Genomic DNA, 12,543 nt, shown 5'->3' with positions numbered 1-12,543 from the left:
AGCTGGCGTCGCTTATAGCCGGGCCTGCGTAGTTGGCTCCAGCTTGGGCGACTGCTGCAACAATCCTCGTGGCAACTGAAAACCTTTGAAAGGCTCTTGCGTTATAGGGTTGAAGGCCTTCTCCGCGTTGAGTCGATAGCGCATCACGCCGTCACCGGTCCGGAAGCTCAAGTCCACGCTGGTCGCGGTGCGTCCATTGAGCGAGCCACGGCTGAGCAAGCGGAACATCGACCAAGGCCCGCGGTATTCCAAGCTGCTACTGTTGCCGTTCTGCCTGAGCAAGGTCAGGTTGCTGCGCACGTGCTGCCCCAGAGTATTAGGCCAGACGATACCGGTGATCTGGCGCGGACCATGGGTGTAAGAAATCAGCTGGCCATCGAGGTCCAGCAGGCTGGTACGCTGGTTAGCGCTGAGCCCCAGCGGCTCGATGCTGAACTGTACGCTCAGGTTGCCGCGCTGATCGAAGAACGTTTCGCGGATGCGATCTGCCCGCTCCAACTGTTCGATCACATCGCTGCGAATCAACGACCGCCCTTGCTGGCCAGCCTGCAGGGCTTCGAGATTGTCCTTCAGGAAAACACGCAGGTACTGATCGTTGAACTGCTGCAGCCGTCCCTTAGGCCCGAAGAAGGCTTCAAAGTCGTCCAGCGAAGCATCGGGTGCCCGCACCACGAAGGGGTAACGTCCAGCCAGGCGCTGCTGGAAGAAGCTGTACACCTCGGCATCCCAGCGCCGCTCCAGTTCGCGCAGGGCTTCGATGTTGAGCACTTGTGCCGTTTGATCGGCCACTTTTCTAACCTGGTGGTTGATTGGCTCTGGCAAGCCGGTGGCTACGCGTTGCAAGGTGCCGATCGGATCGGGCCCTGTCATCGAGAAGCGCTGAAGTACTGCCTGGAGTGCTGCTTTGCCTCTGTCCGGACTGTCCTGCACTGCCTTGGCGTAATCATGAACAGCGGCAATGGCAGCAAGGGTTTCATCGTAATAGCTGGGCTTTTCACCCGTTGCCTGCAACATCGCGCTCAGCCCGGCAAACGCACGCTGAATAGCCCACGCCTGTTGTTGCTCGGGCTTGCGGGTTATCGGTCGTAAGGCCTCAGCCTGCGCAACTGCATCTGCCTCCACAGCAGATGACAGCGAAGTATTGACCCTCACCGTATCCAATAGCCGATGCAGCGGTGCGGCTGGGCCGGTGAACTGCTGAAGCACCTCAACCCCATGATCCAGATCGCGGAAGTCGGCCACCGAGAAAGCATTCAAGGCACGCCGCCAACTGTCGATGAAATCGGCGCTGTACAAATTGCGCAGCCGTTCACCCAGCGCCTCTCGGTCTGCATCCGAGTAGTCGAGCTGGCCGCGCTCGCCCAGTGCCCACTCGTCGACCATGGCCATTTCGGCGAACCGTTGGCTACGCGGCTCGAAGTATTCTCTGAAGCCCTTGGCCGTAAGCATGGGTGCTACCAACACACTTTCACCATGCCTGGCACCGACAGACGACTGATACACCACGTCGAAGGTCGGCCCGACCTGATGACGCAGGTCCAGGCCTGTAGGCAACTGCTCCCCCGCCTGCTGCTTGAGGCTCGCATAGATCCGCTCTGGCAGCGGCGCCTTGCGTAAAATCTGCTGCACCTCGGCGATTCGCTGGTTGTATTGCGGCAGTTCGGTATCGGCATACGCCATCGCGTACTTCAGATGCCGCATGAGGTCGCGTTGCAGTTGGCCCTGGCCAGGAAATTTCTGCTGCCACTGGCGAGCCATCCACTCCTCGACCCATTCGGATCGGCGGTTCTGGCGATCCTCCAGCATCCGGTATATCCGCAGGGCAGCCATCTGCTGTTCACTACCTGGCGGGGCCGCATCCATGGCATCGACTACCCCACTGGCCAAGGCCGGCAGGAAGCGTTTCGAGAGCAAACTAAGGTAGGCCTCATCGACACGCGGACCGATGGCACGCCCCTGATACAAACCTAAATCAGCCACACCCGGCCATGCGCCACGGTAGTCGCCAAATACCGACACCGCGTCGCGGATCTGATCCAGCGGCTCCAGCAGGTTGCGCCCGGTCGGGTCGAGTCGCTGGTCCACTTCGTGATGCCTGTACTCCCGACTTTTGGCGAGCACGTTGGCGGCCTTGGCACCATTGATATCGAAGTAGCGTTGCCAACTGGCGATGGCGACAAGAAAAGCCAGTGCGCCCACACCCGTGCCAACCCAGAGCAACTGCCGCTTGCTACGCGCCACTCTGATGTTGTCCCCGGCAAGCCCGGCTTCCTGATAGATGACGCGCCTGAAGGCATGCTGGATGAAGTAGACCAGAGCCTTGCCTTGGACCTTACCCTCGCGCAGCGGAAGTTTTGTCTTGTAGGGCTGGGCAGCCTCGCGAACGAATGCATTGAGCATGTCGCCTTGCTGCACTACCGAAGACCAGTACACACCACGCACCAGCGCAGGCGTGGTGAAACGGTCACTTGCCAGTGCTTCTTGCAGGAATCTCAGTAGTATCGGGCGCAGCCCAACCAGCTGGGCATGCAATGAGAAGAGACGCGCCCGCAGTGATGCATCGCCCAATGTATCGAGTCGGTCCAGCACCTGCTCAAACAACTGGCTGATCAACCGATCGTAGTGATCGCCATACTCGTCCAGCCAGGCGTCGAACGTTCCAATCGCATCCAGCTTGAAGGTGAAGCCCAGCATCTTTTCCCGCGCCGCAGCGGGAAGCCCGGCGTAAAGCTGATCGAAACCATCCAGTAGATCGAACTTGCTCAGTACCACATACAGCGGCAGGCGTGAGCCCAGTTGGCTGCTCACCTCGTACAGCCGCGCGCGCAAGACATGCGCCAGCGCGACACGTTGCTCAGGTGTGCCGTGCAACAGTGCAGGCAGATCGACAACCAGCAGCACACCGTTGAGGGGTCTCTGGCTTCGGTTGCGCAGCAGCCAGTCCAGGAGGTGCTGCCACAATCTGGCCGAAGTGGTGGGAGGTACTGGCATTGCGTCTGCTTCCTCGGCAGGCGAAGCGACCCCAGCCCCCTGGCTGATAAAAGCGCCTGGCGGATCGATGATCACCGCATCGTTGCTGATCCACCAACCGATCGGATAGGTCAGTGCTTGCACTGGTCGGCCACGCGCCCGTGCCTTGTCGATGCGAGTCAGAGAGAAACTTTGTTCGGTACGGTCGAGGAAGTTGGTCTTGCCTGCATGCTGGTCGCCCACTACCAGATACCAGGGCAGTCGGTACAACGCTCGTCGCCCACCGGCATTGTGTAGAAATCGCGAAAGCCCTTGGTCCAATGCCTTCTCTTGCGCTTGAACGAACGGCAACGTTTGATCCAGTTCGACGGCTGCTGCCTGATTGCGCTCTGCCTGCAGATGGCGAAAACGCCTGCGCAACACCACGAGCCAGCACACCAGGGGTATCAGCACAAGCACCAGGCTTGCCAGCCCTCGATGGGCAATGCTGGCCAACGGTCGCTGCTCGCGCCACGTCCATTGCGGACCGAGCCACCAGATGGCAACGAGCATCAGCACAGCAGCCAGCACGAGCAGCAGCGGCATCGCCAGGCCAATGCGCGTCACCAGCGGCAAGCCCCTGCGTTTGAGTTGCTTCCATAATTGCTTCATCAAGATTCCTGCTCCTTGCTCCGTTCAACCAGCAACTGGGGGGCGGCATATTGCTGAAGCCGCTGAAAGACCTCCGGCTCCCAGGCGCTGGCAGTGGTGTGCTGCATCGTCCGGGCAACGCTCGCGCACAGGTCCTGCGCCAGCCAGGACACCCCCCGCGCAGCCAGCAAGTCAGCAGCGACCACCGTGGTATGGCAGCGCTCCCGAGGCGTTCGCAGATCGGCCTGCATCCCTTGCAGCCTGAGCAGAACCGGTTCGACGCCACCGACTTCCAGTTGGCCGGTCAACTCTTCACGCAAGCTTGCAAACTCCTGAGCGCCTGCACCCTGATCGGATTGCCCTTGGGATCCCTTGAGCCAGGCCAGGCATTGGTCATCCACGAATACCCGGCCGTCGCTGAAACACAATTGCTGCAACGCTGGCATGCGCAGCACAAACCGCGCGGTGGCAGCGCGAATGGCCTCGGCCACTTCGCCCATCGCCAACCGGGTTGCGGCGGCCGCCGCGAGGAAACTGCCGCGAATCCAGTAAGGGCAAGCCGTCACACTTTTCTCGATCCGCTGCAGCAATGCCGCATCAACCGTCGTGCCCGCGATGGCCTCTTCATAGTCACCGGCAATATCCTGCGGAACCGCCATCAGCTCCGTTCGATTGTCCTGCCTGGTCTGCGGCGCGGCCTGAATATGTGCCCACAGGCCGAAGCGGCGTAGCTGGTAGCCGGTAGGGTCGTAGGGGTCCTGCTGATTGATGAGCTCGGCCATGCTCAGTACGGCACGCCGCGTTTCTCGCTCGTTGCCCAGCGACACGCGTGGCGTTGGCTTGGCAATGACTTGCGCCAGAGATTCAGGTTTGATGTTGGGTGCAGCAGCCGTAGGCGAAGACTCGCCGGCGCCGCTGGCAAGTTCCAGGTGTTTGCCCAACACGTGCTCGAGCTCGCCCAGTGCCGCGGAATCCAACTGTGCGGCGTCCTGTTGCTGTTGCAGACGCTTCAAGCCGTCCTCAGCCAGGGCTGCATGGGAGGCGTTGTAGGTGAAGCGGTCTAGTCGCGGCAGCGCCTCGATCAAGCGGGTGACCACGATGGTGACCAGCTTGCGCTTGCCCAGATAGCCCTTGGGGCCCGGTTTTGGATGAGCGGTTTCCCAATAGCGTTCAACCACACCCGCCAACAGCTCCAAGGTAAATCCCCAGCGCTGCCAGCAATCGGCGCGCAGCCATGCCGCGCTCAGGTGGGTAACGATTCGCAAATGCTTGCACTGCTGGGCCAAGTACTGCCGGGAAGCCTCTTCGATGTAGGTCCAGTCGATCGAGGTCTCCTGCAACCCTCCCAGCTTGACCATCTCCTGGTCAATGGCCTGGTATGTCTCATCCTCCACATCGAACAGGCCAGCCGGTGCCTGTGGGTCGATCGGCGCAAGCAGCCGGGCGATTTCTTCAGCCGAAACCTGTGCTACCAGCGACATGTCTTGCGCGCCTCATCGATGAGTGGGTCAAGCCCCTGGGCATCAAAGATCAAGCCATCGATGGCCGGGTTGTCGCTCTGGACGTGAATGCGGTGGGCGCCGATCAGTTGCTTGATCTGCTCGATCCCCGGCAAACCTCGACCAGCGTCGAGGACCTGACCGTTTTCCATTACCTGCCATGGTGTCGCGTTGGTATTGCGGCGTTCGCCCAGCAACTGCACCGTCACCCGGCCTACATCGAGCGGGCGTCCAACGACCAACTGCAACCTGGAGATGTTCTGCACACAGCTGATGACCAAGTATGGGGACGGCGTTGCCGATGCGATGGCGGGTGCGGATATCAGCAACCCCTCCCCTTCAGCGCTGAGGCGAAACGTCAGGTCCTCTGGCGGCCGACTCGCTTCATGAGCCAACACGCGGCGCACGGTGGGTGAGTCCTGCTCCGGCGCGGACCACCTCAGCGGCTCAACGCGAGCCGGTGTTCCTGCGGACTTGTCGAAACATGCCAGGCGCTCAAGATTGGACACGATCCTTGGGCAATCTCGATCAGCGTATGCAGGCATCGGCATACAACTGAGTAGCAGAGAAATCCCTACGCCGTATGTATTGCGCACAATCACTGACAATAACTTCCTGTTCTAAATCTGCACTTACCCGAGACCAGACCTGCGCATCGCTTAATTCCAGTCGCATCTTAAAACTGGCGAAATCGTAGGCCATAAGCGAGAAAAACAACAAACAAATATTTAGTTACAAATTCCCGCTCGACCAATTAACACCACTCAATGCAAGGTTTTTAATGATGAAGTTACCGCTAACTATAAAAGTGAAAATTCGCCCCGCACTTAGAGAACTTTCCTACAAGTAAGCTTGCAAAGCTCACGCATCACGGAAACTTCCTACAGACCAAGGATAGATTTTATGGCTAAGAATATTGGCTCAGTCGCGCCCAAGGAACGCATAAACATCAAATATGTTCCGGCCACTGGAGATGAACAAGCCGAAATAGAGCTTCCCCACAAGATGCTGGTCATGGGCGATTTCGGCCTGAATGACAACCGTGCGCTGGAAGATCGTCCTGTCATGCGCATCGATAAACACACATTCAACAACGTACTGAATGACGCGGACGTAAGCCTGGGCATGTCCGTGCCCTCCATGCTCAACGCGGCTCCAGGCACAGAGCTTGCCGTGCAGTTGCAATTCCGGTCGATCAACGACTTCGGGCCAGACCGGATCGCCCGTCAGGTACCGGAGCTGAACAAGCTGCTGGAGCTGCGCGAAGCCTTGGTTGCCCTCAAAGGGCCGTTGGGCAATGTGCCTGCGTTTCGCAAGCAACTGCAGCATCTGTTGAGCAACGAGCACGCCCGAAAACAACTCGCCGAAGAACTGGACCTGGTGCTCGAAGCGCCAAAAGAAGACTGAGACAGCGGAGCGTCCCATGCCTAAGCAAAACAGCACTACCGTGGCCGTTGAAACAACTGTCGACACATTGGGCACAGCCAGCTTGCTCGACCAGATCATGGCAGAAACCAAATTGGTGCCTGCACAAGAGGGTTATCAGGTCGCCAGGCAGGGCGTCTCGGCCTTTATCGCAGAAATACTTAAAAGTGATGACCCAGATCAATTAATCAACAAACACCGCGTCGATCAGATGATCGCCGAAGTGGATCGGGTGCTCAGCAAACAGATGGATGCGATCCTGCACCAGCCTGAGTTCCAGCAGCTCGAATCCTCGTGGCGCAGCCTCAAACTTCTGGTCGATCGCACTGACTTCCGCGAAAACATCAAGCTTGAAGTCCTGCATGTCAGCAAGGAAGACTTGCTCGATGATTTCGAGAATGCTGCCGATATCACCTGCAGTGGAATGTACAAACACGTTTACACGGCAGGCTACGGTCAGTTTGGCGGCGAGCCGGTTGCAGCCATGGTGGGCAACTACAACTTCGGCCCCTCTTCCCCCGATATCAAACTGCTGAGTTACATGGCCTCCGTCGGTGCGATGTCTCACGCCCCTTTCCTCGCCGCGCCGTCCCCCGAGTTCTTCAATCTGAGCAGCTTCGAAGAGCTGCCCAACCTGAAAGAGATCAAGGACATTTTCGCCGGCCCACGTCATGCCAAGTGGCGTGCATTCCGTGAAAGTGAGGACTCCCGGCACGCGGCCTTGACCGGCCCGCGGTTCATGCTGCGCTCGGCCTATCACCCCCAAGAAAATCCCGTCCAGAGCTATCACTACTACGAGGACATCGACGGAAAACACGACAACTACCTGTGGGGTAACTCTGCCTTCCTGCTGGCCAGTTGCATCAACGACAGCTTTGCCCGCTACCGTTGGTGCCCGAACATCATCGGTCCGCAGTCCGGTGGCGCCGTCGAGGACCTGCCGGTGCACCTGTACGAGTCCCTCGGCCAGCTGCAGGCCAAGATCCCGACCGAAGTGCTGATTTCCGACCGCAAGGAGTTCGAGCTGGCCGAAGAGGGTTTCATCGCTCTGACCATGCGCAAGGACAGTGACAACGCCGCGTTCTTCTCCGCCAACTCGGTACAAAAACCGAAAAACTTCCCCAAGACCCCGGAAGGGCTGCAAGCGCAGACCAACTACAAGCTCGGCACCCAACTGCCCTACCTGTTCATCGTCAACCGCCTGGCCCACTACATCAAGGTGCTGCAGCGCGAACAGATCGGCAGCTGGAAGGAGCGTCGTGACCTTGAGTCCGAGCTCAACAAATGGATCAAGCAATACGTCGCAGACCAGGAAAACCCCTCTGCCGATGTGCGCAGCCGCCGGCCATTGCGTGCCGCCAGAGTCGAGGTATCGGACGTTGCCGGCGATCCAGGCTGGTACCAGGTGTCGCTCGCCGTACGCCCGCACTTCAAGTACATGGGCGCGAACTTCGAAATCTCCCTGGTTGGACGGCTCGATACGCAATGAGTGGATTTTTCGATCGCTTGACGGTGGATCAGTCCGTCTGCCGGGAGCCGTCCCGGCAAGAAAACGCCAGCCAAAAGTTCGCCGCCATCAAGCGTCACCTCGAAACCTTGCTCAACGCTCGCCAGGGTTGCTCGCAGAGCAGCCCCGAGCTGGGCTTGCGTGACTTCAATGGACACGACGCAAGCAGTGGCGACCTATTGCAGCAAGTGAGCGCGGACATCCGCCGCACCATCCTGCGCTTCGAGCCCCGCGTGCATGTGCGTTCGCTCAAGGCAGTGCCCGATTGCCACGCGCCGCTGGAGCTGCATTTCAGGTTGGACTGCCACGTGCAGGTCAACAACCACACGGAGCAGTTGCAACTGGAGCTGCTGGTCAACGGCCATAACCGCCACACCCGAGTGAGGTGACGCATGTCGCTCAAGGACAGATTCAGCGAAGAGTTGCGTTACCTCCATGAGCTGGGGAACGACTTCGCCGAAGACAACCCACAACTTGCACGATTGCTCGGCAAGGGTGGCAGCGACCCGGATGTCGAGCGTTTGATAGAGGCTTTCGCTTTCCTCACCGCCAAGCTGCGGCTCAAGCTGGAAGACGACCTCCCTGAGCTGACGCACCCCATGCTGCAACTGCTGTGGCCCAACTACCTGCGGCCGCTGCCGAGCGCCACGATCATCCAGTTCACGCCACGCAAGCAGGCACTCAGTCAATCCCAGCGTATCCCGAGGGGCTCGCGGTTGTTTTCCAAACCTGTGGATGGGGTGCCCTGCGAATTTCGCACCTGCACCGAGGTGGACATCCACCCGTTCGCGATCGAAAAGGTACACGCTACCCAGACACTCGACAGCTCGGTGGTTCGGCTCGACCTGCGAACCTTGGCAGAGCGGCCGTTGAATACGATGAGCTGCCACAGCCTGGACTTTCACCTGAGCGGTGACACCCAGACCGCCCGCACCCTGTATCTCTGGATCGCTCAGTACCTCAAACATGTCAGTGTGATGATCAATGGTGAAGTTCGTCGACTATCCGCCAGTAGCCTCGCTTTCCCAGGCTTCAGGCCAGACGAGGCTTTACTGCCCTACCCGCAGAACGTCTTCGACGGCTACCGAATCCTCCAGGAATACTTCGTTTTCCCTGAGCGCTTCCATTTCTTCACGTTAACGGGGCTGGAGAAGATCTGGCCTGATCAAGCTGCGCAGCAAGTGGGCCTTGAATTTCACTTCTCCCGCCAGTTACCTGACTCACTGCGTGTCGCAGAAGCAGACTTCAGCCTGTGCTGTACCCCTGCGGTGAATTTGTTCGCACACAGCGCCGAGCCAATCGACCTGTCCAATGAGGCTGCCCAGGTCGAGCTCACTCCCAGGGGGGACGCGCGGCATGCCTATGAGATCTTCAGTGTGGACCAGGTAATCAGCACCCGCACGACAACCGACGGTAGTGCCGGCGAACACCTGCGGACCTTCCGCCCTTTCGAATCGTTCGCTCATGAGATCGAGCATGTTCAAGGGCGCAAGGCGCTGTACTACCGCTACACGCTCGAAGAGTCCCTGCGCGGTGATGGGGTCACGCACCGCATTGCCTTTGTGCGCGCGGACGCCAACGCCTACATCGGTGAGCTGGAAACCGCGTCCATCGACCTGACTTGTACCAATCGCGACCTACCGCTGGCACTGGCGATCGATGACATCAACGTGATCTCCGAGTTGACGCCACCGCTTGCCAGCTACAGCAACATCTGTGCCCCAACCCGCCCGTATCGACCGGTGTTGGACGGCCAGTTGCAGTGGGCCCTGATCTCCAACATGTCACTGAACTACCTGTCGTTGCTTTCGGCTGAACCGCTCAAGGCGGTCATTCGCGCCTACGACTTCGCGGCGCTGCACGATATCCAGCAGACACGTACCACCCGCAAACGCCTCGATGGCATCAGGGATGTTCAAACAGAGCCATTGGACTGGCTGATCAAGGGACAGCCCGTTCGTGGCCTGCGCACACGACTGAAGCTGGATCAGGCGGCGTTCCTCTGCGAGGGCGACCTCTACCTGTTCGGTTGCGTGCTCGCACACTTCTTCGCCCTCTACGCCAGCATCAATTCCTTCCATCAACTGGAAGTGATCAACATCACCAATACCGAGCACTACACATGGCCAATCCAGACCGGCAAGCAACCGCTGATCTAGCCGACACGTTGCTCGCCGAGGCACACCAGTACAACTTCTTCCAGTTGCTGGAGCGCCTGCACGGCTTGCACGGTGATGATCTGGAACCGCGTTGGCCAGACAAAGCCACACGTCTGCGCGTGCGGCTTGCCTGCGACCCGCGGCTGACCTTTCCTGTTTCGGACGTATACAAAGCCGAGCGCATGCCTGCGGCGCAAGACCGCTACCGCGTCTGCACCACATTCATGGGCCTGCATGGTACGGACTCCCCCTTGCCGTCCTACTACCTGGAGCAGGTGGCGTATGAGCATGCGCAGGGTATCGGTGTGCGCCCGGCCTTCTTCGACTTCTTCAATCATTACCTGCTCAGCCTGTTACACCGCATCTGGCGCAAGTACCGCTACTACATTCGTTTCCAGCCGGGTGCTACCGACGGCTTCTCGCAGTACATCTTTGCCCTGCTCGGGTTGAATGATAAACAGCTGCGCGGCGACACAGCACTGCCCTGGAGTCGGCTGCTCAGCTTCGCCGGCGTCATCGCCAGCCGCAGCCGTGCGCCCGGCACTGTCGCCGGCATCATCGCCCACTGCTTCGACCTCAAGCAGGTGCAGATCCGCGAGTTCGAAACCCGCTTGGTCCCCACCACGACCCAGCAACTGGTAAGCCTAGGCCGCAGCAATGGCCAGTTGGGCAGTTCGTTCATGGTCGGCAGCCGCACGCGAACCCGCAGCAGCAAGTTCACCATCGTGATCAGTGAGCTCGACCAGAATCAGTTGCGCAACCTGTTGCCCAGCGGCATCAACTTCAATCGCCTGCGTGCACTGATCGACTTCCTGCTGCGCGACGGCCTGGCCTACGACCTGGAGCTGCGTCTCAAGCAGAACGCCCTATCGCCCTTTTGCCTGCACGCCAGCCAAGGCGCCTACCTGGGCTGGACCAGTTTCGTCGATGACCGCCATGGCCAGATCACCCCGGTTGTGCGGTTTCGGGGGCGCTCATGAGCACCTTGACCTTGAGCATCACCAACCTTGAACAGTTGCAGCACGACGTCACGGCACGACATCAGTTCGATCGCACCGGTGGCACCATCGGCAGCGCAGGGGCTACCTGGCGGATCAATGATCGTGAGGGGAACGTTGCGCCGGTCCACTGCGAGATTCGCTGGATCGAAGGCAGCTTCTGTGTCATCGATCACTGCCAGCGCACTTACCTGAACGACAGTCTCGACTGCGTGGGGGCGCTCACCGCCCGACGCCTGCTCGAAGGTGACCAACTGCGCATCGGCGCTTACCGGCTGCAGATTCAGCTTTCACAAGCGGATGTGCGCTCGCTGGAAGACCTGTTCAGCCTTGACCAGAGAACCTTTGATCAATGGCTAATCGATATACCCGCCCAGACCTGGCAATCGGCTTGTGCCACCCGCGAGGCCGTCGTTGAAATCTGCTCGGTCTTCGAACCAGGGGTTGGCAGCGATCCCTTGGCGGCGCTGGATACTGAGACAGGACCTGCGCAGCAGCCCCCCCTGGAAAGCCTGATTGCAGGAGAACGCCCATGATCCGTTACCCATTCGCAGCCGCTCTGCTGACGGCGCTGTTCGGGCTCTGCGGCTGCACTTCTCTGAGCAAGATCGGCCAGGTCATCGTGGACCCCTCGGTGCCCGTCGGACCGCCCAAGGAACACCCGACCCAACTCGCGTTCAGCATCAACGCCAGCCCGACGCTCAACGGCAACGCTCACAGCGTCGAAGTATTCGTCGAGCAGCCTGGCGCCCTGGAAGCGAGCCCCTACGCCGTCAGTTTGAGCGCTGGTGACCCGTACGCCTTGACCGAGAAAGTCGGGACCTTGCTCGAATATCTCCAGCAACAGTTCCCCGCCATGTCGCCAGTCACGATGCCAGTGGACGAGGACGACGACCTGCTGCGATCGCCCATGGAAGAAAGCACTCCTGGCAGCTACGACGACCCGGCCGTGGTCCTGACCTTACCCCACACCACGACCGTGGCCGCCGAGCCTGTCGCTACGCCCATGGCGATCAAGATCCTGCAACTGCGTGACGACTCGCTACTGCGCAACAGCGTTTACGAACTGCTGGACAAGGACCCGCCCAAGGCGTTGCGCAGCACCTACATCCGCGATGACGACTACCTGCTGCGACCGGGCCAGTTCAAGTTCATTCCCTTCGCGCCCATCGATCCCGAAACCCGCTTCATCGCGGTGATCGCCGACTACCGCAACCAGGAAAACGCCACCTGGAGTCAAGTGCTGCGCATTCCCCCTCGCGGCCACCAGATCATCCTGTCGGTGTTGCTCAACGACACGCAGGTCCAGCTCAAGGAGGAAGACTGATGCCACGCCAGACTACCTCACCTACTCA

The 12,543-nt window shown here is 59.7% G+C and carries 10 protein-coding genes; 7 read left to right on the top strand and 3 right to left on the bottom strand.

The genetic code is table 11. The features are described 5' to 3' along the window. Nucleotides 1-12 precede the first annotated feature (12 nt). From tssM to vasI, 3 genes are read right to left on the bottom strand one after another with little or no spacing between them, the layout of a single operon-like run. Nucleotides 13-3,621: a type VI secretion system membrane subunit TssM gene (gene tssM, locus ACK3BK_RS10290; protein ID WP_411384229.1), complete on the bottom strand. Its 3,609-nt coding sequence runs from the start codon at nucleotides 3,619-3,621 to the stop codon at nucleotides 13-15. Beyond that, nucleotides 3,621-5,081: a type VI secretion system protein TssA gene (gene tssA / locus ACK3BK_RS10285; protein WP_186722090.1), complete on the bottom strand. Its 1,461-nt coding sequence runs from the start codon at nucleotides 5,079-5,081 to the stop codon at nucleotides 3,621-3,623. Before tssA ends, tssM begins: the two co-directional genes overlap by 1 nt. After that, a complete protein-coding gene (vasI, locus tag ACK3BK_RS10280; RefSeq protein WP_238343442.1) occupies nucleotides 5,069-5,644 on the bottom strand; it encodes a type VI secretion system-associated protein VasI in 576 nt (191 codons plus the stop codon). Before vasI ends, tssA begins: the two co-directional genes overlap by 13 nt. Before the next feature lie 358 nt (nucleotides 5,645-6,002). Between vasI and tssB the strand changes: the two genes are divergently transcribed. Genes tssB through tssJ form a run of 7 tightly spaced genes read left to right on the top strand, consistent with a single transcriptional unit; the run spans nucleotide 6,003 to nucleotide 12,515 of the window. Next, nucleotides 6,003-6,506, top strand: a complete 504-nt coding sequence (gene tssB / locus ACK3BK_RS10275) for a type VI secretion system contractile sheath small subunit (RefSeq protein ID WP_186710589.1) — start codon at nucleotides 6,003-6,005, stop codon at nucleotides 6,504-6,506. A gap of 16 nt (nucleotides 6,507-6,522) precedes the next feature. After that, complete coding sequence (tssC, locus tag ACK3BK_RS10270; RefSeq protein ID WP_186669703.1) at nucleotides 6,523-8,013, top strand: type VI secretion system contractile sheath large subunit; 1,491 nt, start codon at nucleotides 6,523-6,525, stop codon at nucleotides 8,011-8,013. Continuing rightward, nucleotides 8,010-8,420 carry a type VI secretion system baseplate subunit TssE gene (tssE, locus tag ACK3BK_RS10265; protein WP_186669704.1) on the top strand — a complete coding sequence of 137 codons (411 nt, stop codon included), beginning with the start codon at nucleotides 8,010-8,012 and terminating at the stop codon, nucleotides 8,418-8,420. The genes tssC and tssE overlap by 4 nt, the downstream gene beginning before the upstream one ends. A gap of 3 nt (nucleotides 8,421-8,423) precedes the next feature. After that, nucleotides 8,424-10,190: a type VI secretion system baseplate subunit TssF gene (gene tssF / locus ACK3BK_RS10260; protein WP_411384228.1), complete on the top strand. Its 1,767-nt coding sequence runs from the start codon at nucleotides 8,424-8,426 to the stop codon at nucleotides 10,188-10,190. After that, entirely contained in the window at nucleotides 10,154-11,170 is a 1,017-nt protein-coding gene (gene tssG / locus ACK3BK_RS10255) for a type VI secretion system baseplate subunit TssG (protein WP_186669706.1), read from the top strand. The genes tssF and tssG overlap by 37 nt, the downstream gene beginning before the upstream one ends. After that, a complete protein-coding gene (locus ACK3BK_RS10250; protein ID WP_411384227.1) occupies nucleotides 11,167-11,724 on the top strand; it encodes an FHA domain-containing protein in 558 nt (185 codons plus the stop codon). Before tssG ends, ACK3BK_RS10250 begins: the two co-directional genes overlap by 4 nt. Next, nucleotides 11,721-12,515: a type VI secretion system lipoprotein TssJ gene (gene tssJ / locus ACK3BK_RS10245; protein ID WP_411384226.1), complete on the top strand. Its 795-nt coding sequence runs from the start codon at nucleotides 11,721-11,723 to the stop codon at nucleotides 12,513-12,515. Before ACK3BK_RS10250 ends, tssJ begins: the two co-directional genes overlap by 4 nt. Nucleotides 12,516-12,543: the final 28 nt, after the last annotated feature.

The organism is Pseudomonas sp. L7 (genome assembly GCF_046605565.1).
Taxonomy (GTDB): domain Bacteria; phylum Pseudomonadota; class Gammaproteobacteria; order Pseudomonadales; family Pseudomonadaceae; genus Aquipseudomonas; species Aquipseudomonas wayambapalatensis.
This window is presented reverse-complemented; position numbering and strand designations above follow the sequence as displayed.